Raw genomic sequence first — 26666 nt, 5'->3', positions numbered from 1 at the left:
GGAGGCTCTCCGGTCCGTTGAATGACATCGGACCGGGGCGGGGAGTGCGCGCGCCGGTCCGCTGAGGGGACAGTCGTGGCCAGCAACTCAGCATCGCCCAGCACTGCCGCAGCTCTCGCCGGTGACCGGCTCACCTACGTCCTGGACACGAGCGTCCTGCTCGCCGATCCGGGCGCCATCAAGCGCTTCGCCGAGCACGAGGTCGTGCTGCCGGTCGTGGTGATCACCGAGCTGGAGGGCAAGCGCCACCACCCCGAGCTGGGCTTCTTCGCCCGCTCGGCCCTCCGTGCGCTCGACGAGCTGCGGATCCTGCACGGTCGGCTCGACGAGCCGGTGCCGATCGGCTCCGACGGTGGCAGCCTGCGGGTCGAGCTCAACCACACCGACCCCTCGACGCTGCCGTCGGGCTTCCGCCTCGGCGACAACGACACCCGGATCCTCGCGGTGGCGCGCAACCTCGCCGACGAGGGCCACCGGGTCACGCTCGTGTCCAAGGACCTGCCGCTGCGGATCAAGGCGTCGGCGGTGGGCCTCGACGCCCAGGAGTACCGCGCCGAGGCGATCAGCGACTCCGACACCGGCTACACCGGCATGTCCGAGCTCGAGGTCCCGGCCGTCGACCTCGACGCGCTCTACGAGGACGGCGTCATCGACCTGGCCGAGGCCCGCGACCTGCCCTGCCACAACGGGCTGGTGCTGATCTCCGAGCGCGGCACCGCGCTGGGTCGGGTCGGCGCCGACAAGCGGGTCCACCTCGTCCGCGGCGACCGCGACGCCTTCGGCATCCACGGCCGCTCGGCCGAGCAGCGGGTGGCGCTGGAGATGCTGCTCGACCCCGAGGTCGGCATCGTCTCCCTCGGCGGCCGCGCCGGCACCGGCAAGTCCGCGATGGCGCTGTGCGCCGGGCTGGAGGCGGTGATGGAGCGCCGCCAGCACAAGAAGGTGGTCGTCTTCCGGCCGCTCTTCGCCGTCGGCGGGCAGGAGCTGGGCTACCTCCCCGGCTCGGAGAACGAGAAGATGTCGCCGTGGGGCCAGGCGGTCTTCGACACCCTCGGCGCCCTGACGTCCAGCGACGTCATCGACGAGATCATGGACCGCGGGATGCTCGAGGTGCTGCCGCTGACCCACATCCGCGGCCGCTCGCTGCACGACGCGTTCGTGATCGTCGACGAGGCCCAGTCGCTGGAGCGCAACGTGCTGCTCACCGTGCTCTCGCGCATCGGGGCCAACTCCAAGGTGGTGCTGACCCACGACGTCGCCCAGCGCGACAACCTGCGGGTCGGGCGCCACGACGGCATCGTCGCGGTGGTGGAGAAGCTCAAGGGCCACCCCCTGTTCGCCCACGTGACCCTGACCCGCTCCGAGCGCTCGCCGATCGCGGCGCTGGTCACCGAGATGCTGGAGAACGTCACCCTCTGAGCCCGCGGGTCTCGTCCCGGTGCGGCGGCGTGGGGCCGTCGCACCGGGACGTACGGGGCTGCTGCGATGCCTGTGACGGATGTGGCAGAAGAGACGCGACCAATCGGTGCGTTCGGTTTGCACGCCTCCGGCGCCTCATGCATGGTGGCTCGTGACCGTTTCGTGATCTTGGTACGCGGGCAGAGCCCGCGAGCACGTCGGTCGGCGAACCCCCGCGCCGAACGTCCCTGTCCTCTACCCCCGAGAGAACTGTGCCGAAGCCCGACAAGTACGTCCCGAAGCACCGCGCCCCCGGCAAGCACAAGGCGGCGCGCCCACGCCAGAAGGCGCTGCGCACCGGTGTTGCCCTGACCGGCCTCGCCGCCGCGGCGACCGGTCTCACCGTCTCCGGTGGCCTGCTGGCCGACGACCCGTCGCTGACCCCCGCCGCCGCCGACGTCACCCGTGCGGCCTCGTCCGAGACCTCGTCCGAGACCTCGTCGGAGACCGGGTCGGAGACCGGGTCGGAGGCTGGGGGCATGAGCGCCGCCGAGCTCGAGCAGCGCGCGCAGCGGCAGACCGCCTCCCGCTCGGCCGTGCGCCAGGCCCGCTCCGGTTCGGAGAAGGCCGCCGCCCTCTCGGTGTCGTCCGGCACGGCGGTCACCAGGTCGGAGAAGCTCTCCGAGGGCGACCCGCGCGACATCGCCCGCGCCCTGCTCCCGACCTACGGCTTCTCCTCCGACCAGTTCTCCTGCCTCGACTCCCTCTACGTCAGCGAGTCCGGCTGGCGGATCGACGCGGACAACCCGACGTCCTCGGCCTACGGCATCCCGCAGGCCCTCACCGAGCTCCACGACATGCCGGCGGGCTACATGACCTCCGCCGAGGTGCAGATCCGATGGGGCCTGGAGTACATCCAGGACACCTACGGCACCCCGTGCAGCGCCTGGAGCTTCAAGCAGGGCAACGGCTGGTACTGACCGGCGTCGGGCCGGTCGTCACCGGCCCGTCATCGAGTCGACGTCGAGGGCGGCGTCGAGCTCCTCCTCGGTGAGGTCACCGCGCTCGACGTGGCCGAGCGCGATCACGGTCTCGCGGATCGTCGCGCCGTCGGCGAGCGCCTTCTTCGCGACCTTCGCGGCCGCCTCGTAGCCGATGTGCCGGTTGAGCGGGGTGACGACCGACGGCGACGACTCGGCGTAGCGCCGCATCCGGTCGGCGTCGGCGGTGATGCCGTCGACGCACCGCTCGGCGAGCAGCACGGTCGAGGTCGACAGGACGTGGATCGACTCCAGCAGCGCGTGCGCCATGACCGGCATCTGCACGTTGAGCTCGAAGGACCCCGACGCCCCGGCCCAGGCGATGGTGGCGTCGTTGCCGACGACGCGCGCGCACACCATGAGCGTCGCCTCGGGCAGCACCGGGTTGACCTTGCCCGGCATGATGCTCGAGCCCGGCTGCAGGTCCGGGAGGTGGATCTCGGCCAGCCCGGTCGTCGGGCCCGACGACATCCAGCGCAGGTCGTTGCAGGTCTTGGTGAGGCCGACCGCGATCGTGCGCAGCACGCCGGAGAGCTCGACCAGCGAGTCGCGCGTGCCCTGGGCCTCGAAGTGGTCGCGCGCCTCGGTGAATGGCTGGCCGGTGCGCTCGACCAGCGCGGCGATCGCCCGCTCGGCGAAGGCGGCCGGGGTGTTGATGCCGGTGCCGACGGCCGTCCCGCCCAGCGGCAGCTCGCGCACGCGCGGGAGCACGCCCTCGAGCCGCTCGATCCCGATCCGCAGCGACGCGGCGTACGCGCCCATCTCCTGCCCGAGCGTCACGGGCGTGGCGTCCATCAGGTGGGTGCGCCCGGCCTTCACCGTCGCGGCGAACTCGTCGGCCTTGCGCTCGAACGACGACGCGAGCCGGTCGAGCGCCGGCACGAGGTCGTCGACCACCGCGAGGGTCGCCGCGACGTGGATGCTGGTCGGGAAGGTGTCGTTGCTGCTCTGCGAGGCGTTGACGTGGTCGTTGGGGTGGACCTCGACGCCGGCGCGTGCGGCGAGGGAGGCGATCACCTCGTTGGCGTTCATGTTCGAGCTGGTGCCCGACCCGGTCTGGAAGACGTCGAGCGGGAAGTGGTCGTCGTGCTCGCCGGCCACCACCGCGTCGGCGGCGGCGACGATCGCCCGCGCCTGCTCGGGTCCCAGCACGCCGAGGCCCTCGTTCGCCGTCGCGGCGGCGGCCTTCACGTGCCCGAGCGCCTGGACGTGGCGACGTTGCAGCCGCAGCCCGCTGATCGGGAAGTTCTCCACCGCGCGCTGGGTCTGGGCCCGCCAGAGTGCGTCGCGAGGCACCTCGACCTCGCCCATCGAGTCGTGCTCGGTGCGTGTCCCGGTCTCCTCGGAGGTCATGGGCCGACGCTAGCGCTTGACAGATAGGTAACCAATTGGTTACCAATAGCGGGTGGACACCTTCGCCGCCCTCGCGGACCCGGTGCGGCGCGACCTGGTCGTCCGGCTGGCGCGCGGGAGCGCCCGGGTGGTCGACCTGACCGCGGAGCACGCGATCAGCCGCCCGGCGATCAGCCGCCACCTGCGCGTCCTGGCCGAGGCCGGGCTGGTGACCGCGGAGGACCGCGGGCGCGAGCGGCACTACCGGCTGGAGCGGTCGGCGCTGGCGGTCCTGACCGACTGGCTCGCCGCGCTGGAGCCGCGGGCGCCGTTCGACGAGTCCGCGTTCGACGGCCTCGACCTCGAGGTCCGCCGGACCACGCGCGAGCGGCGCGCTGGCGAGGCCCGTACGCCCCACCACCCCGCCGCGGGGACCACCCCGAGAGAGGACACCGCATGAGCACCACCGTCATGACCGGCCGACGCGAGGAGCGCGACGGCCGCACCCTGCTCGTGATCGAGCGCGAGCTCCGTGCGCCCGTCGCGGACGTGTGGGCGGCCTGCACCGAGCCGACCCGCATGGAGCGCTGGATCGGCACCTGGAGCGGTGACCCGGCCTCCGGCTCCGTGACCTTCCGGATGACCGCCGAGGGCGACGACGTCGCGGCCGAGGAGATGGACGTGCTGACGTGCGAGCCGCCCCACCGCTTCGTGGTGCGGGGGCGCACGGCCGAGTCGTTCAGCGAGGACGGCTCCGGGGAGAAGGTCGTTTGGGAGATGGGGCTCGAGCTCACCGAGGCGGACGGCGTGACCTCGCTGAGGTTCGTGCAGGTGCTCGTCCCCGGAGCGACCGGCGTCGACATGGCCGCCAGCGTCGGGCCGGGCTGGGACTACTACCTCGACCGCCTCGTCGCGGCCGTCGACGGCCGTGACGTGGCGGCCATCGACTGGGAGTCCTACGCGTCCGGATCGGCCCACTACCGTCAGACCTTCGGCTGAGCCTCGCCGCACGACGGCGTTGCGGCTTGGTCCGGAGGGTCGCGCTGACGAGCATGGACGGATGCGTCTGCGTCTCGGTGTCGGTGTCGTGCTGTCCGGTGTCCTCGTGGCCGGCGGGTCCGCCTGCTCGGTGCTCGGCGGCGGCGAGGACCAGGACACCGCCGCCGCGCTCGCCGACGAGCTGGCGGCGGCGCTGTCCGACCACACGCTCGGCGAGGTGCCGTTGACCGACGAGGCCGACCGGGCCGCGTTCGCCGGCCAGGTCGGGCCGCTCGACGACACCCCGGTCGCGGTCGAGGCGCGGACGGTGCAGGAGGACGAGGGCGGCGAGGCGGCGACCGCGACCCTCGGCTGGGCGTGGGACCTCGGCGGCCCGAGCCCGTGGGAGTACGAGACCACCGTCGCGCTCAGCGGTGCCGGCGAGCAGTGGCGCGTGGACTGGTCGAGCGCCTCGCTCGCCCCCGACCTCGCCGACACCGACACCCTCGGGCTGCGCACGGTCACGCCGGCCCGCGGCGACATCACCGGCGCCGACGGCGCGGTGCTGGTGACCGAGCGACCCGTGCTGCGCTACGGCCTGGACAAGACGAAGGTCGAGGGGGCGCAGGTCGCGCGCAGCGCCCGCCGGATCGCGCGGGTGCTCGACGTCGACGCGGGGTCCTACGTCGAGCGCGCGGAGGCGATGGGGCCCGACGCGTTCGTCGAGGCGCTCGTGCTGCGCGAGGACGACGCGCTCGAGGTGCTCCCGGCGTTCCGCGAGGTGCCGGGGGCGCTCGCGGTGCGCGACACGCTCCCGCTCGCCCCGACGCGGGAGTTCGCCGCGGCGCTGCTCGGACGGGTGGGCCCCGCCACGGCCGAGCTCGTCGAGGGGTCCGACGGCCGGATCGAGGCTGGCGACGAGGTCGGGCTCTCCGGCCTCCAGGCCCGCTACGACGAGCAGCTCAGCGGCACGCCCGGCACCGCGGTCGTCGCGCGCGACGACCAGGACGTGCTGCGCACCCTCGTCGAGGTGCCCGCCACCGACGGCGCGGACCTGGCCACCACCCTCGACCCGGGGCTGCAGGAGAAGGCCGAGACCATCCTGGCCGGCGCGGGGGCGCAGGCGCCGGCCAGCGCGCTGGTGGCGATCCGACCCTCCGACGGCGCGGTGCTCGCCGCCGCCAACGGTCCCGGTGCGGCCGGCGCCGACCTCGCCTCGACCGGCCAGTACGCCCCCGGGTCGACGTTCAAGGTCGTCTCGGGCCTGGCCCTGCTCCGCTCCGGCCTCGCCCCCGGCGACGTCGTGGCGTGCCCCGCGACCACCGTGGTCGACGGTCGCTCCTTCAAGAACTACGACGACTACCCGTCGTCGGCCCTCGGCGACGTGACGTTCACCCGCGCGATCGCCAACTCCTGCAACACCGCGATGATCGGCAACGCCGACCGGCTCGCCCCCGGGGACCTGGGTGCCGCGGCGGCGGCGCTCGGCCTCGGCGTCGACCACGACCTGGGGTTCCCGGCCTACTTCGGGCAGGTCCCGCCGGCCGAGACCGAGACCGGCGCCGCGGCCGACATGATCGGCCAGGGGACCGTCCTCGCGAGCCCGCTCGCGATGGCCACCGTGGCCGCGTCCGTGTCGGCGGGCCGCGCGATGCTGCCGGTGCTGCTGCCGGCCCACGAGGTTTCCCAGGTGCCGCCCGAGCGGCCGCTGACGGCGGGGGAGGCCGACCAGCTCCGCGGGCTGATGCGGGCCGTCGTCACCGAGGGCTCCGGGCGCTTCCTGCTCGACGTGCCCGGCGCGGTGGGGGCCAAGACCGGCACCGCGGAGTACGGCGAGCCGGACGCCTCCGGGAGCCTGCCCACCCACACGTGGATGATCGCCACGCGCGACGACCTCGCCGTCGCGGTCTTCGTCGAGACCGGCGAGTCCGGGTCGCAGACGGCCGGACCGCTGCTGGAGGCGTTCCTCCGGTGACCCGCCCCGGCGCTCAGCGGCGCGAGAGGTAGAGGACGTACTCCTCGGGGCGGTCCTGCAGCAGCACCTGGTGGGCCTGCTCCTCCGCGTTGCCGAAGACCTCGCGCATCGCGGCGAGCAGCGCCGGGGCGGGGTCGGCCGACCAGACGACGAGCACGCCGCCGTCGCGCAGCACCTCGCGGCAGCGGTGCAGGAACGGGTGCTCGTAGACGGCCTCGTTGGCCTGGTGGACGAGGTAGCCCGGCCCGTTGTCGACGTCGAGCAGGACCAGGTCGTAGGAGGAGCGTGCCTCGGCGACGGCCATCGCGATGTCGGCGTTGACGATCGTCGCGCGGGTGTCGGCCAGCAGCGCCGGGCCGTGCGGCACGGTGCCGTCGCGCATCCACTGCACGAGCGGCTCCTCGATCTCCACGACCACCGCCCGCTCGACGCGGGGGTCGGCCAGGACCCGCTGCAGCGTGAACCCGAGGCCGAGCCCGCCGATCAGCACCGACGCGGGGTCGGGCACCACGGCGAGCGCCTGGGCGGCGAGCTCGATCTCGCTGGACGTCTCGAGCGTGTCCATCACGAAGACGCCGTTGACCCGCAGCTCGAGGACGTCCGCGCCGGTCCCGGTCGTACGTCGGCGCAGCACCACCTCGCCGCGCTCGGTCTCGGCGCGGGCGACCTCCCTGCTCTGCACGCTGTCGATGCTCTCCACGCCCCACATCCTGTCCGATGCCGGCAGGTGCGCGTCCCGCGGCCCGCCGGGCTGATCAGGACACGACGACGACCGTGATGGCGGAGTCCGCGCAGCCCGACGCGACGTCGCGCAGGGCAGCGACCTCGGTGGAGTCGGCGGTCAGGCTCCAGCGGATCTTGGCCGCCACCCAGTCCTTGACGTAGCGGCACTGGTTGATCGGTGGCAGCCACTCCGCCGCGTCCTGGTCGCCCTTGGAGCGGTTGTAGGACGCGGTCACCCCGACGAGCGTGCGGCTGTCGCCGAGGTCGTTGGCGTAGGCCTCGCGCCGCGTGGAGGTCCAGGTGCGGGCGCCGGAGTCCCACGCCTCGGCGAGCGGCACCATGTGGTCGATGTCGAGGGCGGACGGGTCGGTCTGGGAGGCGCCCTCGTAGTAGGAGTACCAGCGTCCGCCGGAGAGGCCGCAGCCCGAGCCGACGGTCGGCGCGACGTCGGCCTCGGCGATGAGCACCTCGTCGCGGGTGTCGCACCCGTCGCCGTCGGCGTCGACCCAGTGGCGGAACAGGTCGCGCGAGTAGCCGGTGCGGTTCTCGGTGCCGACGGACAGCGCGGAGATGCCGGAGGTGAGGGTGCCGGTCCAGGTGGTGTCGGCCCGGGCCGACGCGCTGGAGAGGGCCAGCAGCGTGGACGAGAGCAGGACGGTGGATGCAGAGGTCGCGAGGACCCGCCCGAGAGAGGTCATGGCGCCATCCTGTGGCGCGGCGTGCCGCGGCCGGAAGGCTCAGGTTCGTGCACTGCACACACCTGAGGCAGGTGCGTGCCGGGGAACCGGGGTCAGGTCAGTGGGCGACCTCGGCGGACGCCTGCTCGGCGCACCCGCTGCTGAAGGTGGCGGAGTCGGCGAGGCGCATCACGCAGTCCTCGTCGCCGACCGCCCCGCTGCCCACGGCCGTCCCGCTCGCGACCGACCCCACCGCAGCGGCGAGGATCGCGACGAGGCCGGCGATGCGCAGGCGTCGGTGGAGGCGGGCGTCGGCATCGCTGCCGGCGTCCGGGTGCAGGTCCCGCTCCAGGTTCACGTCGCTCACCGTCATGGGGTCCTCCTCGGCCCGGCCCTGCGGCTTGTCCACAGTTTGTCCACCGTTGGTGGACAAACGGAGCGTAGGGCGCGTGTCCAATGTTTGTCCAAAGTCGGGTACCCTCGTGGGTGTGTACACCGTCGGACGCACCGCGCAGCTCACTGGAGTACCCCGCGAGACGCTGCGCAAGTGGGAGCAGCGCTACGGCGTGGTGACCCCGGTGCGCACGGAGGGCAACTACCGGCTCTACGACGACGAGTCCGTCCGGCGGCTCACCGTCATGCGTGACCTGGTCGACTCGGGGTGGTCCCCGAAGGAGGCGGCCCGACGGGTGCTGCAGGTCCCGGACGCCACGCCGTCCGCGGTCAGCGACGCGCCGGCCCCGCTCGACGAGCTCGCCCGCTGCGCGGAGAACTTCGACCTCAACCGCGTGGAGCAGGTGCTCGACGAGGCCTTCGCGCGCTCCGACCTCGACTCGGTCATCGACGACTGGCTGATGCCCGCGCTCGTACGCCTGGGCGTGGCCTGGCAGCGTGGTCAGGTCACGGTCGCGGGGGAGCACTTCATCAGCGCGGCGGTCCACCGGCGCCTGGCCCACGCCTTCCAGCAGCTGCCGACGGCCGGCCCGGACGCGCCGCGCGTCGCCGTCGGCCTCGCCCGCGGGTCGCGCCACGAGCTCGGCGTGCTGTCGTTCGCCGCCGTGCTCCGCAGCCACGGGATCGGCGTCACCTACCTCGGCAGCGACCTGCCGGTCGAGGCGTGGGTCGACATGGTGCGCGCGCTCGACCCCGCCGCGATCGTGATCGGGGTGCCGACCATCGAGGACCTGCCCGCCGTGCGCGAGGTCGTCACGGCCGTCGCCCGACGCCGCAGCCTGGTGCTCGTCGGCGGCTCGTTCCAGGACCGGGTCGAGGGCGCCGAGCCGCTCGGTCACGCGCCCGGCGCGGGGGCCCGCAGCCTCGCCGTACGCCTCGCCGGCGACAACTAGCGCGTCAGCGAGCCGCCCGCGACCCGTCCGTCACGGGCTTCACGCGGCGGTGCCTGCCCAGCTTCGTGCCGAGCAGCACGAGGGCCACGAAGAACGGCAGCACCAGGATCCACCGCCGTTCCGAGGACGGCGAGTCGAAGCGCACGGCGCCGCTGTCGGTGGTCCAGACGCGGTAGGTGCGGTCCTGTCGTGGCGACCACGACCGGCACTGCTCCATCGTGCGCACCCGGTCCTCGCCCTCGAGCACGTAGCTGATCGCGTAGTCGTGCTTGCGCTTCGCGCACATGTCGCCCTGCACCGAGTCGTGGACCTCGATGCTCGTGCTCTCGCAGGCAGCGCCCGAGCAGCCAGACGTAGCGCGCGGCCCAGCCCCGCCGGCCTCCCTGCGCCGCGTCCCCCGTGGACACCGGTCTACTCGGCCGAGCGGACGCGGATGCCTGAGATGGGGACGGTCACCGCGCCCGACGGGTCGGTGAAGAAGTCGTTGCCCTTGTCGTCGACGACGATGAAGGCCGGGAAGTCCTCGACCTCGATCTTCCAGACCGCCTCCATGCCGAGCTCCTCGTACTCCACCACCTCGACCGACCGGATGCAGTCCTGCGCGAGCCGGGCCGCGGGGCCGCCGATGGAGCCGAGGTAGAACCCGCCGTGGGTGCCGCACGCCTCGGTGACCTGCTTGGAGCGGTTGCCCTTGGCGAGCATCACCATCGAGCCGCCCGCGGCCTGGAACTGCTCGACGTAGGAGTCCATCCGGCCCGCCGTCGTGGGGCCGAAGGATCCCGACGGCATCCCCTCGGGCGTCTTGGCCGGGCCGGCGTAGTAGACCGGGTGGTCCTTGAGGTAGGCCGGCATGTCCTCGCCGGCGTCGAGGCGCTCCTTGATCTTGGCGTGCGCGATGTCGCGCGCCACGACGAGGGGTCCGGTGAGCGAGAGCCGTGTCTTGACCGGGTGCTGGGAGAGCTCGGCGAGGATGTCGGCCATCGGCTGGTTGAGGTCGATCGGGACGACCGCGCCCCCCTCGATGTCGTGGGCCATCCCGGCGTCGGGCATGTACTGCGCGGGGTCGGTCTCGAGCTGCTCGAGGAAGACGCCCTCCGGGGTGATCTTGCCGAGCGCCTGGCGGTCGGCGGAGCAGGAGACCGCGATCGCGACCGGGCACGACGCTCCGTGGCGGGGGAGCCGGACGACGCGGACGTCGTGGCAGAAGTACTTGCCACCGAACTGCGCGCCGATGCCGAACGACTGGGTGAGCTCGAAGACCTTCTCCTCCAGCTCGGTGTCGCGGATGCCGTGCGCGGCCATCGAGCCCTCGATCGGCAGGTCGTCGAGGTAGTGCGCGGAGGCGTACTTCGCGGTCTTCAGCGCGAACTCCGCGCTGGTGCCGCCGATGACGATCGCGAGGTGGTAGGGCGGGCAGGCGGCGGTGCCGAGGGAGCGGATCTTCTCGTCGAGGAACTCCATCAGGCGCGTCGGGTTGAGGACCGCCTTGGTCTCCTGGAAGAGGAAGGACTTGTTGGCCGAGCCGCCGCCCTTGGCCATGAAGAGGAACTTGTACTCGGGAACGTCCTTCGCGGGCGTGGAGTAGAGCTCGATCTGGGCCGGCAGGTTGGTGCCGGTGTTCTTCTCCTCGAACGTCGTCAGCGGCGCGAGCTGCGAGTAGCGCAGGTTGAGCCGGGTGTACGCGTCGTAGACGCCGCGGCTGATCGCCTCGCCGTCGTCGGCGCCGGTCAGCACGCCCTCGGACTTCTTGCCCATCACGATCGCGGTGCCGGTGTCCTGGCACATCGGCAGCACGCCGCCCGCGGAGATGTTGACGTTCTTGAGCAGGTCGAGCGCGACGAAGCGGTCGTTGCCGGAGGCCTCGGGGTCGTCGATGATCGTGCGCAGCTGCGACAGGTGCCCGGGCCGCAGGTAGTGGCTGATGTCGTGCATCGCCTCCTCGGTGAGCCGCCGGATCGCCTCGGGCTCGACCTCGAGGAAGGTGCGGCCGCCGACCTCGACGGTCGAGACACCCTCCGTGGTCACGAGCCGGTACGGCGTCTCCTCGGCTCCGTTGGAGCCGGCGGTGGGCAGGAGGTCGGAGTAGTGGAACTCAGCATCGCTCACGGCGGCTGATGCTACGCCGGGTCCGCGCCCTCGCCCGACTCGCCCTCGAGCTCGCGCCGCTTCCTCTCCCGGGCCAGCCGTCGCTGCTCCTCGGCGCGCTCGCGCACCTTCTTGAGGAACTCCTCGTCGGCGGCCGGGTCGGTGGCGGCGAACCGGCCGGGGCGGTCGTACTCGGGGAACGCGGAGGCGCTGCGCTCGTGCGGTCCGGTCGGCCGCGGCGCGCGCTGGGGACGCCCGGCGGCCAGCCACGCCACCGACCCCACCACCGGGAAGAAGAGGATCAGCAGGATCCACCAGGTCTTCTGCAGGTGGCGCACCTCGTCGTCGCGGCTGGTGATGGCGTCGACGAGGCAGTAGATGCCCAGCACGAGCGGCAGCAGGAACAAGACGATGCGCATGACGTGACCCCCGCAGGTCGGCCCTGCCGGGGCCGCGGACGCCGGGGACGACCCGGTGCGAGCGGGAGCGTAGCGCCCGCACGACGGGATCCGGCACGAAATCGAGGTTCATCGAGCGGTCGCGCGGCGGCCATCCGGGAGTAGCCTCCGATCCAACGGGACCGTCGAGGCTCCGCGCGGCACGCACCACCTGGTTCTCGGCCCATGCACAGACACCCTGGAGGCACAGTGAAGACCCGCAAGACATTCGCATCCCTCACCGCACTGGCGACGCTCATGTCCGTCGCGGCCTGCGCGGCGCCGGAGAAGCAGGCGGACACGACCACCGAGAGCGGCGTCGACGCGGCCACGGCGACCTCCGCCGAGGACTTCGGTGGCATGGACGAGCTGGTCAAGGCCGCGCAGGACGAGGGCGAGCTCAACGTCATCGCGCTGCCGCCCGACTGGGCCAACTACGCCGAGATCATCTCCACCTTCGAGGACACCTACGACATCGAGGTCAACTCCGACCAGCCGGACGCCGCCTCGCAGGACGAGATCAACGCCGCCAACGACCTCAAGGGCACCGACCGCGCCCCCGACGTCTTCGACCTCGGCCAGTCGGTCGCGCTGGCCAACACCGACATGTTCGCCCCCTACCAGGTGGAGACCTTCGACGACATCCCCGCCGAGTTCAAGGACCCGGACGGCCTCTGGGTCAACGACTACGGCGGCTACATGTCGATCGGCTACGACTCCGCCAAGGTGCCCGACGTGACGTCCGTTCAGGACCTGCTCGGGCCGGAGTTCAAGGGCAAGGTCGCCCTCAACGGCGACCCGACCCAGGCCGGCGCCGCGTTCAGCGGCGTGATGATGGCGGCGATCGCCAACGGCGGCTCGGCCGACGACATCGCCCCCGGCGTCGACTTCTTCGCCGAGCTGAAGCAGGCCGGCAACTTCCTCACCGTCGACCCCGACTCCGGCACCATCGAGCAGGGCACGACGCCCGTCGTCATCGACTGGGACTACCTCGGCTCCGCGGCCGCGGCCAACGTCGACACCTGGAAGACCGTCGTCCCGGAGGAGGCCGTCGTCGCCGGCTACTACTTCCAGGCGATCAACGCCGACGCGCCGCACCCGGCCGCCGCGCGCCTGTGGCAGGAGTTCCTCTACAGCGACGAGGGCCAGAACCTGTGGCTCAAGGGCGGCGCCCGCCCGGTCCGCGGCGACCAGATGGCCGAGGACGGCACCATCGACGCCGACCTGTGGGAGGCCCTGCCCGAGGTGACCGGCGACCCGGTCATCCCGACCGACGACCAGACCACCACGGCCGGCGAGTACCTCGCGGCCAACTGGTCGAAGGCCATCCGCTGAGCACCACCGCCACGAGTGGTCCGGGGTCGGGTCGACGCAGCGCCGTCGGCCCGGCCCTCGGGCTGCTGCCCTTCCTCGTCTTCGTCCTGGTCTTCCTCGTCGTCCCCACGGTCACCGTGGTGGTAGGCGCGTTCCAGGACGGGGACGGGCGCCCGACGCTCGGCAACCTCGACGCCCTCACCAGCGACGCCGCGCTGTCGGCACTGAAGGGCTCGCTGGTGCTCTCGGCCACCACGGCGCTCATCGGCGCCGCCCTCGGTGCGCTGCTCGCCTACCTCGTGGTGTCGCTGCCGACGCAGAGCCTGCTGCGGCGGACCACGCTCGCGATCAGCGGCGTGCTCGCCCAGTTCGGCGGGGTCGTGCTCGCGTTCGCCTGGATCGCGACCATCGGGTCGGTCGGGATCGTGACCAAGGCGATGGACAGCGCGTTCGGCGTCGACCTCTACGGCTCGGGCTGGCTCTTCGACCTGCCGGGCCTCGTCGTGGTCTACGCCTACTTCCAGATCCCGCTGATGGTGATCGTCTTCGCCCCGGCCTTCGAGGGGCTCCGGCCGCAGTGGCGCGAGGCCGCGGTCAACCTCGGCGCCTCGACCTGGGACTACTGGCGCCACGTCGCGCTGCCGCTGCTGACGCCGGCGTTCCTCGGCGCGCTGCTGCTGCTGTTCGCCAACGCCTTCGCCGCCTACGCCACGGCCGCCGTCCTGGTGAGCCAGGGCCAGCCGATCGTCCCGCTACTGATCCGTCAGGCCATCACCAGCGAGGTGCTGCTCGGCCAGGCCAACGTGGGCTTCGCGCTCGCGCTGGAGATGATCGTCGTGGTGACGCTCGTGATGGTCGCCTACAACCTGCTGCTGAAGCGGACCTCGAGGTGGATGCGATGACCCCCTCGCGGACCTTCAGGGCGGTGCGCACCGTGCTGCTGCTCGCCTTCGCGGCGTACTTCTTCGTGCCGCTGCTGGCGATGCTCGACTTCTCCACCCAGGCCCGCGGCAGCGCCGAGGGCCGCACGTGGGACAACTGGCAGTTCATGGTGACCGACGAGGACCTGCGCTCCTCGATCATCGCCTCGCTGCTGCTCGCGCTGTTCACCGTCGTGCTCATGGTGGTGCTGCTCGTGCCGACGATGGTGTGGGTGCGGCTGCGGGTGCCGCGTGCGCGCGGGCTGGTCGAGTTCCTGTGCCTGCTGCCGCTCACCATCCCGGCGCTCGTGATCGTGGTCGGCATCAGCAACGTCTACTCGTGGGTGACCTACCTGCTCGGCGACTCGCCGCTGGTGCTGACCTTCGCCTACGTCGTGCTGGTGCTGCCCTACTCCTACCGCGCGATCGACGCCGCGCTGTCCGCGATCGACGTCGCCACGCTGTCCGAGGCCGCGCGCTCGCTCGGCGCGGGCTGGCCCACCGTGATCGTGCGGATCGTGCTGCCCAACATCACCGGCGGCGTCCTCGGTGCGGCGTTCATCAGCGTGGCGCTGGTGATGGGTGAGTACGTCTTCGCCTCCCTGCTGCACTTCGACACCCTGCCGGTCGCGATGGCGGGCATCTACCGGAGCAACCCCGCCGCGGCGATGGCCGCGGCCCTCGCCTCGATGCTGTTCGTCGCGCTGCTGCTGGTGGGCCTCACCTTCCTCAGCCGCGACCGGCACCGGCACGACCAAGGAGCATCCCGATGACCGACGTGACCACCCGCCCCGGCACGGACCGCGGCCTCGCCGTCGAGCTGTCCGACCTCACCCGCGTCTACGGCTCGGTGCGCGCGCTCGACGGGCTCACCCTCCACCTCGCCCCCGGCGAGCTGGTCTGCCTCCTCGGCCCGTCCGGCTGCGGCAAGACGACCGCGCTGCGGATCCTCGCCGGCCTCGACCACCCGACCTCCGGGTCGGTGTCGGTGGGCGGCAAGGACCTGACCCGGGTCCCGGCCAACAAGCGCGACATGGGGATGGTGTTCCAGGCCTACAGCCTCTTCCCGCACATGACCGTCATCGACAACGTCGCCTTCGGGCTCAAGCTGCGCGGCCGCGACGGGGCCACCCGGCGCCGGCGTGCCGGCGACATGCTCGACCTGGTCGGGCTGGGCGAGCAGGCCGACCGCTACGCCCACCAGCTCTCCGGCGGGCAGCAGCAGCGCGTCGCGCTCGCCCGGGCGCTCGCGGTCGAGCCGTCGGTGCTGCTGCTCGACGAGCCGCTGTCCGCCCTCGACGCCAAGGTCCGCGTGCAGCTGCGCGACGAGATCCGCCGCGTGCAGATCGAGGTCGGCACGACCACCCTGTTCGTCACCCACGACCAGGAGGAGGCGCTCGCCGTGGCCGACCGGGTCGGCGTGATGAACGCCGGACACCTCGAGCAGCTCGCGCCGCCGGCGGAGCTCTACTCGGCCCCGGCCACGCAGTTCGTCGGCGAGTTCGTCGGCCTGAGCAACCGGATCCCCGCGCAGGTCGACGGCTCCACCGCGTCGGTCCTCGGCCAGCAGGTCCCGGTGCTGCCGGGCTCGGCGTCGGGCCCCGGGCTCGCCCTCGTCCGACCGGAGGCGGTGTCGGTGACGCCGGACCCGGCCGGCCAGGTGACCGTGACGACGGTGATGTTCCTCGGCCCGCTGTCCCGCGTGACCTGTGCGCTGCCCGACGGCACCGGCGTCGTCGCCCAGCTCTCGAGCTCCGACGCGCTGCGCCTCGAGCCCGGGCAGCGGGTCACCCTCGGGATCGACCCGTCCCCGGTGCTCGTCGTCGCAGCCTGACCGACCTGCCGCGCGGGCTTGTCGGAGTGCTTTCAGCGATCCCCGGCTGACCGGGGATCGCTGAACTTGTCAGGCCGTGCACGCCCTGACAAGTTCAGCGAGAGCCTGACCGACCCGCGCCACAGGGGTGCTCGAGCGGACCTGTGTCCGCTCGACGTCCGGCGTGGACGGCCAGGGCGTACGCCGTCAGCGCCAGGGGGCGACGAGGGCGGCGAGGTCGGGGGTGAGCTCCTTCATCAGCAGCGGGCCGAAGGTGACCCGGTGCACGCCCATCACCTGGAGGTCCTCGAGCGAGCCGGCCGGAGTGCCGGTGCGGGGGTTGGCGGTGACGTTGAGCGGACCGTCGAGCGCGTCGAGCAGCGCCTGGAGGGAGGCGGCGTCGGGGACGCGGACGGGATAGCTGCTGCGCGAGCCGGCCGCCTCGCAGGCGGTCATCCGGGTGATCGCCTCGGCGAGCGGGTCGTCGAAGCGGTCGGCGTGGACGAAGGCGTCGGTGCGGGCGTTGATCACGAGGTCGACTCCGGCGGCGTCGGCGGCCTGCCGGATGCCGCCGATGTAGTCGGCGTGCTCGGCGACCTCGCGCAGGCGCCCGCCCTCGGAGTGCACGGTGTCCTCGATGTTGAGCCCGACCGCACCGGCCTCGAGCAGCCGCTCGACCAGCTCGGCCGGGGCGACGCCGTAGCCCGACTCCATGTCGGCGGTGACCGGGACGTCGGGGACGGCGGCGCACACCCGGCGGATGCCGTCGAGCGCGTCGTCGATGCTCATGCCCTCGTTGTCGGCCTGCCCGCGGGAGTCCGCGAGGGGGTGGCTGCCGATGCTGAGCGCGGGGAAGCCGGCGTCGACGACGGTGCGGGCCGACCAGGCGTCCCAGACGGTCGGCAGGACCAGCGTGGTGCCGGTGTGGTGGAGGTCGAGCAGCGTCGTGGCGCGGGTGGCGGTGTCCATGGTCCGAGGCTGCCACGCAGGCGGTCGCGGGCATAGGCCCGCACGGGCGGGTGTTGCACCCGACGTGGAGGACCCCGAGCGCGTGAGGGACGCCGTCGTGGTCGGCGCCGGCCAGGCCGGGCTGGCCGCGTCGTACTTCCTCACCCGTCGCGGCATCGACCACCTCGTGCTCGACGCCAACGCCGGACCGGGCGGCGCCTGGCGGCACCGCTGGGACTCCCTCGCGATGGTCGACGTGCACGGCGTCGCCGACCTCCCCGGGGCACCCGCGCCGGCCCGGTCGGACCTGCCCGCCAACGTGGTGGTGCCCGACTGGTTCGCCGCCTACGAGCAGCGCCTCGACCTCCCGGTCGTCCGCCCCGTGCGGGTGGACCGGGTCGAGGACGACCGGGGGATCCTCGTCGTCCGCGCCGGAGGTCGTCGCTGGCGCACCCGGACCCTCGTCAACGCGACCGGCACCTGGACCCGGCCGTTCGTGCCGTCCTATCCCGGGGCCGCCGACTTCGCCGGCGAGCAGCTCCACACCGCCGACTACCCCGGCGCGGAGGACTTCCGCGGGCGTCGGGTCCTGGTGGTGGGTGGCGGGGCGTCCGCGGTCCAGCTGCTCGGCGAGCTGGCGCCGGTGACCGACACGCTGTGGGTGACGCGTCGCCCGCCGGTGTGGCGTGAGGGCTTCGACGCCGCCGCCGGCCTCGCCGCGGTGACCGCCGTCGAGGAGCGCGTACGCCGCGGGCTGCCGCCGGCCAGCGTGGTCAGCGTCACCGGCCTCGCGCTGCGTCCGCAGGAGCAGGAGGCGGCGGCGCTGGGCGCCTACGACCGGCTGCCGATGTTCGAGCGGGTCGAGCCGCACGGGGTCCGCTGGGCCGACGGCAGGTTCGAGGCCGTCGACGTCATCCTCTGGGCGACCGGCTTCCGGCCGGCGCTCGACCACCTCGCGCCGCTGCGGCTGCGTGGCCCCGAGGGCGGGATCGCGCTGCTCCCGGTGCCCGGCAACGTCCAGGGCGCGACCACGACGGCCCGCGACCCGCGGGTGCAGCTGGTCGGCTACGGGCCGTCGGCGAGCACCCTCGGCGCCTCCCGCGCGGGGCGCCAGGCCGCGCTGGCGGTGGCGCGTCAGCTGGCGTCGACCGCCGCGACGTCGGCTGCGGACGACCTGACCGGCTGACCGGTCCGGCCGGCCCGTGTGGGGGCGCCGGGCACACTCGGGAGATGGGAGTCCGGACCTGGGGCGGCGCGGCAGCGGCGACGCTCGCCCTGACGGCATGCACCTCGGCGCCCGTGGGGGACACCCGCACCCCCGGTGACGCACCGGTCGCGGATGCCGCGGTCGCGGCGCCCCCCGGCGGCGAGGTCACGCTCGCGTTCGCCGGCGACGTCCACTTCGAGGCGCACGTCGGCGCGCTGCTGCGCCGCGGGCTCGGACCGATCGCCCGGACCCTGCGCTCGGCGGACGTCGCGATGGTCAACCTCGAGACGCCGGTCACGACCCGGGGGCGGCGCGACCCCAAGGAGCTCGAGCTCGCCTCCGACCGCTACTACTTCCGGACCCCGGTCGGGGCGCTCGGCGCGCTCGCCGACGCGGGCGTCGACGTGGTCACGGTCGCCAACAACCACGCCGGCGACTACGGGCAGGTCGGGCTCGACGACACGATGAGGGCGGCGAGGCGCAGCCGCGTCGCGGTGGTGGGGGCGGGACGCGATGCTGAGGCCGCCTTCACCCCGCACGTGGCGCGGGTCGGCGACCTCGACGTGGCGATCCTCGCTGCCGACACGGTCCAGCGCGAGGGCAGCAGCGGCGTCTGGGAGGCGGGGCCGGACAACGCCGGCATCGCCGCCGCGCGCGGGAGCCGGACCGACCTGCTGCTCGACGCCGTCGAGACCGCGGGGGAGCGCCAGGACCTGGTCGTGGTCTACCTGCACTGGGGGCGCGAGAACGAGGCGTGCCCGACGCAGAGCCAGCGCCTGCTCGCCGACCGTCTCGCCGGGGCCGGGGCGGACGTCGTCGTCGGCAGCCACTCCCACGTCCTGGGCGGGGCCGGCTGGTCCGGCGACACCTACGTCTCCTACGGCCTCGGCAACTTCGTCTGGTACCACTCGCGCCAGCCCGACACGGGCGTGCTCACCCTGCGCCTCGACGCGGACGGGGTGGTCGGCGAGGAGTGGACGCCCGCCCGCATCGCCCCCGACGGACGGCCGATCCCGGTGACGGGCGCGGCCCGTCCCGGCGCGGTCCGCGACTGGGAGGCGGGGGCCCGCTGCTCGGGCCTCGGGTCGAGCCGCGGCGAGCCGCAGGCGGCGGACCCGGCGTTCGAGTCCACCGTCGCGCCGATCGACGCGGCCCTCGCCGCGCGGATGCGGGGCAGCAGCCACCGGCCCGGCTGCCCCGTCCCGCTGTCGGACCTGCGCCACCTGACCATGACCTACCGCGGCTTCGGCGGCGCGGCCCGCACCGGGGAGATGGTGGTCCACCGCGCCTTCGCGCGCGAGGTCACCGAGGTGTTCGAGAGGCTGTACGACGTCGGCTACCCGATCGCGCGGATGCGGCTCGTCGACCACTACGGCGGCGACGACGACGCGTCGATGGCCGACAACAACACGTCCGGCTTCAACTGCCGTCGGGTCGCCGGGCAGGAGGGCTGGTCGGACCACGCCTTCGGTGCGGCGATCGACGTCAACCCGGTGCAGAACCCCTACGTGCGTCCCGGCTCGATCGACCCGCCGGCGGGCCGGCGCTTCGCGGGGATCGACCGCGGCCGGTCCGCGCCGGTGCCGGTCGGGACGATCCGCCAGGGCGACCTGCTCGTGCGGGAGTTCGCGCGCATCGGGTGGGAGTGGGGCGGCTACTGGACCTCGTCGAAGGACTACCAGCACGTCGCGGCGCGCGTACGACCCTGACGCCCGTCATGGTCGTGGCCCCGGGCCGCTCGCTAGTCTTGCCCCATGGGGGAGATCGAGAACCGCCCGCACGATCCGTCGCAGATGCGCATCTCCGACGCCGACCGCCAGCGCGTCGCCGACGTGCTGCGTGACGCTGCGGGTGACGGCCGCCTCGACCTCGACGAGCTCGAGGAGCGCCTCGAGATGACGTGGGCCGCGAAGACCTACGGCGAGCTGGTCCCGATCACCCTCGACCTGCAGGCGACCGGCCCGGTCGCCCCGCCGACGGGCACGCCCGCGCGGCACGCGCCCGGCGGCGTACCGGCCGTGGGCCACAACTCCTCGACCGCGATCATGGGCGACTGCAAGCGGCGCGGCGTGTGGCAGGTCCCGGAGCACCACTCCGCGTTCTCCCTGATGGGCAGCGTGACGCTCGACCTGCGCGAGGCGATCCTCACCAGCCACCACACCCAGATCAACGCCAGCGCGATCATGGGCGACGTCCAGATCATCGTGCCCGCCGACATGCACGTCGTCGTGGACGGCACCCCGATCATGGGCGACTACGGCCAGGCCAAGGACAAGGTCCCGGCCGAGGTCGGCCCGGACTCCCCGACGGTGCGGGTCCGGGGGGTGGCGCTCATGGGCTCGGTGCAGGTGCGCCGGCTCCCCGCCCCCGGGACCCCGAAGAAGTACCTCGGCACCTACTGACGCGAGCGTCGCCCGGCCCCCGCCCGGACCGGTGCGGGACCGGTCGAGCCGCGCACGACCAGGTCGGTCGGGAGGGTGAGGCGGGTCTCCTCGGGCTCGCGCCCGGAGAGCAGGTCGAGCACCATCCGGCTGGCCGCGCGCGCCTGGTCGACGACGTGCTGGTCGACCGTGGTGAGGTCGAAGAGCTCGCCGAGCCCGTTGCCGTCGACCCCGACGAGGGAGAGGTCCTCCGGCACCCGGAGCCCGCGCCGCCGGGCGGCCGTCGCTGCGGCGACGGCGATGTCGTCGGAGTAGCAGAACACCGCCGTCGGAGGGTCGTCGAGCGACAGCAGCCGCTCCATGCCGACGGCGCCGGCGTCCACCCCGTAGGGAGCGGTGACGAGCAGGGCGGGGTCGTGGTCGATGCCGTGGCCGGTGAGCGCCTGGAGGTACCCGGTGCGCCGGTGCAGGTCGCTCGCCCACCGCGCGCCGTCGGTGTCGCTGGTGCGGATCATCCCGATGCGGGTGTGGCCGAGGTCGAGGAGGTGCTCCACCGCGGCGACCGCGATGGCGACGTCGTCGACGCTCACCGAGGGGAAGTCGCGCAGCCGGAACCCCGCGACCACGACCTCCACACCCATCAGGTCCAGCCGCTCCTCCTCCTCAGGCCGGATCGGGAGCGTGATCAGGACGACCGCGTCGACCTTGCGCCGGGTGGGCAGGTCGCGGAAGAAGTGGGTGCGCTTCTCCTCGGTGCCGACCTGGTAGAGCAGCACATCGAGGTCGGCCTGGCGCAGCCCCGCCTCGACGGTCGCGAGCATGGTGGAGGAGAACCAGCTGTCGAGCCGCGGGAGCACGACCGCGACCCGGCGGGTCGCGCCGCGCAGGGACGACGCGGCGGGGGAGACGACGTAGTCGAGCTCCGCCACGGTCGACAGCACCCGGCTGCGCGTCCGGGCGCTCACGCCCGGCAGCCCGCGCAGCGCCCGCGACACGGTCGCGATCGACACGCCGGCTCGCTCCGCGACGTCGGCCATGTTGACGTGGCCGCGTCCCTCGGGGGTCTCGGTCATCGCCCCGACCTCCGGGGCGTCACCACAGCGGCGACGTGGCCGGAGCCCGGCCAGGTGCCGTGCACGGCTCCTTCGCCTGGACCCTCATGGACAACGTCGAGTGGGCCGAGGGCTACGCCAAGACCTTCGGTCTGGTCCACGTGGACCGCTCCTCTCCGCTGCTGACCCGGACGCCGAAGGCGTCGTACCACTGGTTCGCCGACCGGGCAGCGCCCGCACGGGGCCGTGCGGGCGCTGCCGGGCTGGTCACCCCTTGACGCTCCCGGCGAGCAGTCCGCGCACGAAGTAGCGCTGCAGCGACAAGAACACGACCAGCGGGACCACGAGGGAGACGAAGGCGCCCGCGGAGAGCAGGTGCCAGTCCTCGCCCCTCTGGCCGGCCAGTGCGGCGAGCCTGACGGTCAGGGGTGAGACGGACGGGTTGCCGCCGGCGAACACCAGCGCGACCAGGAGGTCGTTCCAGACCCAGAGGAACTGGAAGATGCCGAACGCGGCGATCGCCGGAGTCATCAGGGGCAGCATGATCTTGGAGAAGATCTGCACGTGCCCGGCGCCGTCCACGCGGGCCGACTCGATCAGCTCGCCCGGGATCTCCCGCATGAAGTTGTGCAGCAGGAAGATCGCCAGCGGCAGGGCGAAGATCGTGTGGGACAGCCAGACCGTGTAGAAGCCGCCGCCCGGGGCGTCGTTGCCCGAGAGCGGCATCAGGTTGAAGGGCGGGTCCACGTAGAGCCGCAGCAGCGGGATCATCGTCACCTGGATCGGCACGATCTGCAGGGCGAAGACCGCCACGAAGAGCGTGTCGCGTCCCCGGAACGGGATCCAGGCGAAGGCGTAGGCCGCCATCACGGCGAGGCTGATCGGGATCAGCACCGACGGGATGGTGATGACCACCGAGTTGATCAGGTAGGTGGCGAGGTCGATGTCCGCGCCGTTGATCACCTGCTTGTAGGAGTCGAGGGTGAGCTGGGGGTCGGTGAAGACGTTCCACCAGCCGTTGGTCTTGACCTCGGACTCGGGACGGAAGGACGAGATGAACAGGCCGAACGTGGGCAGCGTCCACAGGACCGCGATCACGATGGCGGCGGCCGAGGCCCAGCGGCCGGTGAGGCCCTCGCGGGCCGCCGAGCTGGCGCTCTTGCGGGGTGCCGCGGTCACGCCGGCGACGGGGGCCGGGGGTGTCGTGGTGGTCATCGTGCCTCCAGGCGACGCATCTGGCGGATGTTGTAGACGACGATCGGCGTCACGAGGACGAAGATCAGCGTGGCGAGCGCCGCACCGAGCCCGAAGTTGAACGACCGGAAGCTCTGCACGTAGAACTCGTAGGCGAGCACGCTGGTGCCGAACTGGCCGCCCGTCGCGGTGCGGACGATGTCGAAGACCTTCAGCGTGGTGATGCTGATGGTCGTCAGCACGACGATCAGGGACGGGCGGATGCTGGGGACCGTGATGTAGCGGAAGAGCTTGAGCCCGTTGACCCCGTCGAGGCGCGCGGCCTCGATGATGTCGTCGGGGATCGCCTTGATGGCCGCCGAGAGGATGGTCATCGCGAAGCCCGCCTGGACCCACACGATGATCACGATGAGGAACAGCGTGTTCCACGGCTCGGTCAGCAGGAAGCGGTAGGTGTCGAAGCCGGCGGCCTTGAGCAGGCCGTTGAGGACGCCGAGCTGGGACTGGTCGCTGCCCTTGTAGTCGTAGACGAACTTCCAGATGATCGACGCGCCGACGAGCGAGATCGCCATCGGCAGGAAGATCAGGGCCTTTGCGACCTTCTCGAAGCGGGAGCGGTCGATGAGCACGGCGTAGACGAGGCCGATGCCGGTGGCGAGGAGCGGGGTGAGCACCACCCACACGGCGGTGTTCTGGAGCACCTGCAGCAGGTCGTCGTTGGTGAAGATCTGGCGGTAGTTGTCCAGCCCGTTGAAGGTGCCGCCCTCGGAGCCGACGAGCGGCTCGTAGGCGGAGCCGAAGAACGACTGGTAGATCGTGCGCAGTGCGGGGTAGAGCAGCCCGATCGCGATGAGCAGCAGCGACGGCGCGATGAAGGCCGCCGCCTGCACCTTCTCGCCGGTGCGCGAGCGCAGCTTGGTGGTGAGGATCAAGATCACGCCCATCACCGCGAAGAACAGCACCACGGCGATGACCATCTGGACGAGCTTGTCGGTGGATGACATCCGGACCTCCTCGGTCGGGGGGAGGGAGAACGGGGCGCCCGGGTGTGTCACCCGGGCGCCCCGCTCACCTGGTCAGCTCGGCCAGGAGTCCTCGATGTTGTCGAGGGTCGTCTGGGTGTCCGCACCCGTGATCCAGTTGGTCATCTCCGACCAGAACGAGCCGGCGCCCACGGCTCCGGGCATCTGGTCCGAGCCGTCGAAGCGGAAGACCGCCTCGGGGTCCTGGAGGATCTCCGCGGAGAGCTTGTCGATCGGGCTCTTGAGGTTGGCGATGTCGAGGCCGGTGTTGGCGCTCACCCATCCGCCGGGGGTCGCGATGGCCTTCTCGTTGGCCCACACGTCCGAGGACAGGTAGGTCTGGAACGCCTGGACCTCCGGGCGGTCCGAGAACGCCGCCACGAACTCGCCACCGCCGAGGACGGGGGTGCCGAACTCGTCGCTGGTCGTGGGCAGGTAGAAGGCGAAGACGTCGCCGGTCTCGGACACGTCGGTGCCCTCGGGCCACTGCGCGGCGTAGAACGACGCCTGGCGGTGCAGGCCGCACTCGCCGTCGAGGATCGGCAGGCCGCCCTCCTGGAACGCGGTGGTGGCGATCGACTTCACGTCGCCGATGCCGCCGTTGACGTAGTCGTCGTTCTTCAGGATGTCGCCGACGCGGTCGAGCGACTCGACGATGGCCGGGTCGTTGAACGGGATCTCGTGGTTGACCCACTGGTCGTAGACGTCCGGGCCGGCGTCACGCAGGACGACGTCCTCGAGCCAGTCGGTGGTCGGCCAGCCGGTCGCGTCGCCGGACTCGATGCCGGCGCACCACGGGTCGACGCCCGCGTCGACCATGTCGTCGGAGAGGGCGACCATGTCGTCCCAGGTCTGGGGGACCTCCCAGCCGTTCTCCTCGAACATCGACGGCGAGTACCAGACGAACGACTTCACGTTGGCGCCGAGCGGAGCGGCGTAGAAGGTGTCGTCGACCGTGCCGTAGGCCTTCCAGTCCTCGCCGAAGAACTCGTCGACGTTCTCGGACACCGGGTCGGGGGCCGCCACGACGGCGTCGGTGTCGCGCACCAGCGTCTGGAGGAGGCCGGGCTGCGGGATGTAGGCGATGTCGGGGGCGTTGCCGCCCTGGACCCGCACGACGAGCTGGGCCTCGAACTCCGAGGAGCCCTCGTAGGCCACGGTGGCGCCGGTGCACTCCTCGAAGACCTTGTAGGACTCCTTGTGGACGGCGTCCTCGGGCGCGATGATCGAGGTGTAGACGCTCACCTCCTTGCCGGTCAGGTCACCGAACTGCTCGAGCTGGGCGCACTCGGCCCGGCCGGCGCCGGGCGCGTCGCCGCTGACCTCGTTGCTGCCGCCGTCGCCGTCGTCAGCGCACGCGGCGAGCCCGAGGCTCGACACGGCGATGACCGCGATGGTGGCCAGTCCCTTTCGGGTCCGTTGGTTCTTCATTCGACGTTTCCCTCTCCTTGGGTGCGGCCACGGCGGGATGGGTGCCCCGGCTCGTCAGTCTGCGTGCCGGCCACCCAGAAGTGTGATCGGCATCACGCAATGATGTAAACGTTTGCTCTGCCCTTTCGTCAACGCTGGTCTAGGTCACGGTTCCGTAACAGACGCCCGGGGCGGAACCGGGTAGGGTGCCGCCGTGTGACGCCCCTCACGGGCGTCGCGGACCCTTCCACCACGGATCGTCCGGCACGTACCTGCCGGTGAAGGAGCAGAAAAATGGCATCAGTGACGTTCGAGAAGGCCCAGCGGTGGTATCCCGGGGCCGACGAGCCCGCCGTCCCCGGCATCGACCTGGAGATCAAGGACGGCGAGTTCATGGTCCTCGTCGGGCCCTCCGGCTGCGGCAAGTCGACCACCCTGCGGATGCTCGCGGGCCTCGAGGAGGTCAACAGCGGGAGCATCTACATCGGTGACCGCGAGGTCACCAACGTCCCGCCGAAGGACCGGGACATCGCGATGGTGTTCCAGAACTACGCCCTCTACCCGCACATGACGGTCGAGGAGAACATGGCGTTCTCGCTCAAGATGGCCAAGGTCCCGGCGGCCGAGCGCAAGGAGCGCGTCGCCAAGGCCGCGGAGATCCTCCAGCTGACCGAGTTCCTCCAGCGCAAGCCCAAGGCGCTCTCCGGCGGTCAGCGCCAGCGCGTGGCGATGGGCCGCGCGATCGTGCGCGCCCCGCAGGTCTTCTGCATGGACGAGCCGCTGTCCAACCTCGACGCCAAGATGCGGGTCGCCACCCGCACCGACATCGCCCGCCTCCAGCAGGACCTGGGCGTCACGACCGTCTACGTCACCCACGACCAGGTCGAGGCGATGACCATGGGCGACCGCGTCGCGGTGATGAAGCTCGGTGTCCTCCAGCAGGTCGACACCCCGCTCAAGCTCTACGACAAGCCCGCCAACCTGTTCGTCGCCGGCTTCATCGGCTCGCCGCAGATGAACCTGCTCGAGGGCGTCGCCGCCGAGGACGGCACGGTGAAGGTCGGGGGCTACAAGGTCCCGGTCGACCCGGCCGCGGAGCGCAAGATGAGCGGTCGGGTGACGGTCGGCGTGCGTCCCGAGAACTGGCGCCTCGTGACCTCCGAGGAGGGCGGCCTGCCCGTCACGGTCACGGTCGTCGAGGAGCTCGGCGCCGACAGCTTCGTCTACGGCACGTGCGACGTGGAGGGCACGCCCTCCAACGTGATCGTCCGGGTCGCGGGTCGCCACCACCCGCAGAAGGGCGAGACGCTCCACGTCACGACCGACCCGCAGCACGTGCACGTCTTCGACACCGACACCGGCGAGCGCCTGTCCGACTGACGCGTCGCGGTCGCGTGGCCCCCGCACGACGCGG

Annotated in this window: 27 protein-coding genes; 15 read left to right on the top strand and 12 right to left on the bottom strand. The window is 72.3% G+C overall.

Annotated features, from left to right (window positions below):
- Positions 1-75: 75 nt before the first annotated feature.
- Positions 76-1419, top strand: coding sequence for a PhoH family protein (locus LN652_RS08410; protein ID WP_230444217.1), 1344 nt, complete (start codon positions 76-78; stop codon positions 1417-1419).
- Between the two features lie 251 nt (positions 1420-1670).
- Positions 1671-2378: an aggregation-promoting factor C-terminal-like domain-containing protein gene (locus LN652_RS08405; RefSeq protein ID WP_230444216.1), complete on the top strand. Its 708-nt coding sequence runs from the start codon at positions 1671-1673 to the stop codon at positions 2376-2378.
- 18 nt (positions 2379-2396) lie between these two features.
- Here LN652_RS08405 and LN652_RS08400 read toward each other — a convergent pair whose 3' ends face one another.
- On the bottom strand, positions 2397-3791 hold the full coding sequence (locus LN652_RS08400) for a class II fumarate hydratase (RefSeq protein ID WP_230444215.1): 1395 nt from the start codon (positions 3789-3791) through the stop codon (positions 2397-2399).
- Positions 3792-3843: 52 nt separating this feature from the next.
- Between LN652_RS08400 and LN652_RS08395 the strand changes: the two genes are divergently transcribed.
- The 3 genes from LN652_RS08395 (at position 3844) to LN652_RS08385 (ending at position 6723) form a co-directional block, all read left to right on the top strand.
- Positions 3844-4230, top strand: a complete 387-nt coding sequence (locus LN652_RS08395) for an ArsR/SmtB family transcription factor (RefSeq protein WP_230444214.1) — start codon at positions 3844-3846, stop codon at positions 4228-4230.
- Positions 4227-4769 (top strand): SRPBCC family protein, encoded by a 543-nt coding sequence (locus LN652_RS08390; protein ID WP_230444213.1) that lies wholly within the window; start codon positions 4227-4229, stop codon positions 4767-4769. The genes LN652_RS08395 and LN652_RS08390 overlap by 4 nt, the downstream gene beginning before the upstream one ends.
- A gap of 61 nt (positions 4770-4830) precedes the next feature.
- Positions 4831-6723, top strand: a complete 1893-nt coding sequence (locus LN652_RS08385; protein WP_230444212.1) for a penicillin-binding transpeptidase domain-containing protein — start codon at positions 4831-4833, stop codon at positions 6721-6723.
- 13 nt (positions 6724-6736) lie between these two features.
- Here the strand turns inward: LN652_RS08385 and LN652_RS08380 are convergent, their stop codons facing one another.
- The 3 genes from LN652_RS08380 to LN652_RS08370 form a co-directional block, all read right to left on the bottom strand.
- Positions 6737-7423 carry a spermidine synthase gene (locus tag LN652_RS08380; RefSeq protein WP_230444211.1) on the bottom strand — a complete coding sequence of 229 codons (687 nt, stop codon included), beginning with the start codon at positions 7421-7423 and terminating at the stop codon, positions 6737-6739.
- Positions 7424-7478: 55 nt separating this feature from the next.
- Positions 7479-8144, bottom strand: coding sequence for an HNH endonuclease family protein (locus tag LN652_RS08375; protein WP_230444210.1), 666 nt, complete (start codon positions 8142-8144; stop codon positions 7479-7481).
- A 97-nt stretch (positions 8145-8241) separates the two neighbouring features.
- On the bottom strand, positions 8242-8496 hold the full coding sequence (locus LN652_RS08370) for a hypothetical protein (protein ID WP_230444209.1): 255 nt from the start codon (positions 8494-8496) through the stop codon (positions 8242-8244).
- A gap of 115 nt (positions 8497-8611) precedes the next feature.
- Between LN652_RS08370 and LN652_RS08365 the strand changes: the two genes are divergently transcribed.
- On the top strand, positions 8612-9469 hold the full coding sequence (locus tag LN652_RS08365; RefSeq protein WP_230444208.1) for a MerR family transcriptional regulator: 858 nt from the start codon (positions 8612-8614) through the stop codon (positions 9467-9469).
- A gap of 4 nt (positions 9470-9473) precedes the next feature.
- Here the strand turns inward: LN652_RS08365 and LN652_RS08360 are convergent, their stop codons facing one another.
- The 3 genes from LN652_RS08360 to LN652_RS08350 all read right to left on the bottom strand — a co-directional run bounded on the left by LN652_RS08360 (position 9474) and on the right by LN652_RS08350 (position 11973).
- A complete protein-coding gene (locus LN652_RS08360) occupies positions 9474-9755 on the bottom strand; it encodes a hypothetical protein (protein ID WP_230444207.1) in 282 nt (93 codons plus the stop codon).
- Between the two features lie 125 nt (positions 9756-9880).
- Positions 9881-11575 (bottom strand): fumarate hydratase, encoded by a 1695-nt coding sequence (locus LN652_RS08355; protein WP_230444206.1) that lies wholly within the window; start codon positions 11573-11575, stop codon positions 9881-9883.
- Positions 11576-11586: 11 nt separating this feature from the next.
- Positions 11587-11973, bottom strand: a complete 387-nt coding sequence (locus tag LN652_RS08350; RefSeq protein WP_230444205.1) for a PLD nuclease N-terminal domain-containing protein — start codon at positions 11971-11973, stop codon at positions 11587-11589.
- A gap of 276 nt (positions 11974-12249) precedes the next feature.
- Here LN652_RS08350 and LN652_RS08345 point away from each other — a divergent pair, with 276 nt between their 5' ends.
- The 4 genes from LN652_RS08345 to LN652_RS08330 all read left to right on the top strand — a co-directional run bounded on the left by LN652_RS08345 (position 12250) and on the right by LN652_RS08330 (position 16059).
- Positions 12250-13326, top strand: a complete 1077-nt coding sequence (locus tag LN652_RS08345; RefSeq protein WP_230444204.1) for an ABC transporter substrate-binding protein — start codon at positions 12250-12252, stop codon at positions 13324-13326.
- A 119-nt stretch (positions 13327-13445) separates the two neighbouring features.
- Entirely contained in the window at positions 13446-14207 is a 762-nt protein-coding gene (locus LN652_RS08340) for an ABC transporter permease (protein ID WP_230444203.1), read from the top strand.
- The gene (locus LN652_RS08335; RefSeq protein ID WP_230444202.1) at positions 14204-14998 is read left to right on the top strand and encodes an ABC transporter permease; all 795 of its coding nucleotides are present in this window, start codon (positions 14204-14206) and stop codon (positions 14996-14998) included. Before LN652_RS08340 ends, LN652_RS08335 begins: the two co-directional genes overlap by 4 nt.
- Positions 14995-16059 (top strand): ABC transporter ATP-binding protein, encoded by a 1065-nt coding sequence (locus LN652_RS08330; RefSeq protein ID WP_230444201.1) that lies wholly within the window; start codon positions 14995-14997, stop codon positions 16057-16059. The genes LN652_RS08335 and LN652_RS08330 overlap by 4 nt, the downstream gene beginning before the upstream one ends.
- A gap of 186 nt (positions 16060-16245) precedes the next feature.
- Here LN652_RS08330 and LN652_RS08325 read toward each other — a convergent pair whose 3' ends face one another.
- The gene (locus tag LN652_RS08325) at positions 16246-17007 is read right to left on the bottom strand and encodes an isocitrate lyase/PEP mutase family protein (RefSeq protein WP_230444200.1); all 762 of its coding nucleotides are present in this window, start codon (positions 17005-17007) and stop codon (positions 16246-16248) included.
- 82 nt (positions 17008-17089) lie between these two features.
- On the opposite strand from LN652_RS08325, the gene LN652_RS08320 reads away from it, so the two are divergent.
- From LN652_RS08320 to LN652_RS08310, 3 genes are read left to right on the top strand one after another with little or no spacing between them, the layout of a single operon-like run.
- On the top strand, positions 17090-18172 hold the full coding sequence (locus tag LN652_RS08320) for an NAD(P)-binding domain-containing protein (RefSeq protein WP_230444199.1): 1083 nt from the start codon (positions 17090-17092) through the stop codon (positions 18170-18172).
- 44 nt (positions 18173-18216) lie between these two features.
- Positions 18217-19902 (top strand): CapA family protein, encoded by a 1686-nt coding sequence (locus LN652_RS08315; RefSeq protein ID WP_230444198.1) that lies wholly within the window; start codon positions 18217-18219, stop codon positions 19900-19902.
- A gap of 45 nt (positions 19903-19947) precedes the next feature.
- A complete protein-coding gene (locus LN652_RS08310) occupies positions 19948-20595 on the top strand; it encodes a DUF1707 SHOCT-like domain-containing protein (protein ID WP_230444197.1) in 648 nt (215 codons plus the stop codon).
- On the opposite strand, the gene LN652_RS08305 is transcribed toward LN652_RS08310, so the two are convergent.
- Complete coding sequence (locus tag LN652_RS08305; protein WP_230444196.1) at positions 20589-21647, bottom strand: LacI family DNA-binding transcriptional regulator; 1059 nt, start codon at positions 21645-21647, stop codon at positions 20589-20591. The two genes, LN652_RS08310 and LN652_RS08305, sit on opposite strands and share 7 nt — an antisense overlap.
- A 35-nt stretch (positions 21648-21682) precedes the next feature.
- Between LN652_RS08305 and LN652_RS08300 the strand changes: the two genes are divergently transcribed.
- Positions 21683-21904, top strand: coding sequence for a family 1 glycosylhydrolase (locus tag LN652_RS08300; protein WP_230444195.1), 222 nt, complete (start codon positions 21683-21685; stop codon positions 21902-21904).
- On the opposite strand, the gene LN652_RS08295 is transcribed toward LN652_RS08300, so the two are convergent.
- The 3 genes from LN652_RS08295 to LN652_RS08285 form a co-directional block, all read right to left on the bottom strand.
- Positions 21894-22841 carry a carbohydrate ABC transporter permease gene (locus tag LN652_RS08295; RefSeq protein ID WP_230444194.1) on the bottom strand — a complete coding sequence of 316 codons (948 nt, stop codon included), beginning with the start codon at positions 22839-22841 and terminating at the stop codon, positions 21894-21896. The two genes, LN652_RS08300 and LN652_RS08295, sit on opposite strands and share 11 nt — an antisense overlap.
- On the bottom strand, positions 22838-23824 hold the full coding sequence (locus LN652_RS08290; RefSeq protein ID WP_230444193.1) for a carbohydrate ABC transporter permease: 987 nt from the start codon (positions 23822-23824) through the stop codon (positions 22838-22840). The genes LN652_RS08295 and LN652_RS08290 overlap by 4 nt, the downstream gene beginning before the upstream one ends.
- Before the next feature lie 72 nt (positions 23825-23896).
- Complete coding sequence (locus tag LN652_RS08285) at positions 23897-25273, bottom strand: ABC transporter substrate-binding protein (protein ID WP_230444192.1); 1377 nt, start codon at positions 25271-25273, stop codon at positions 23897-23899.
- A 273-nt stretch (positions 25274-25546) separates the two neighbouring features.
- Between LN652_RS08285 and LN652_RS08280 the strand changes: the two genes are divergently transcribed.
- Entirely contained in the window at positions 25547-26632 is a 1086-nt protein-coding gene (locus LN652_RS08280; protein WP_230444191.1) for an ABC transporter ATP-binding protein, read from the top strand.
- Positions 26633-26666 lie beyond the last annotated feature (34 nt).

It is taken from the genome of Nocardioides okcheonensis (genome assembly GCF_020991065.1).
In the GTDB taxonomy this organism is placed as follows: Bacteria; Actinomycetota; Actinomycetes; order Propionibacteriales; family Nocardioidaceae; genus Nocardioides; species Nocardioides okcheonensis.
The sequence above is the reverse complement of the archived record's forward strand: the minus strand, read 5'-3'. Positions and strand labels throughout refer to the sequence as shown.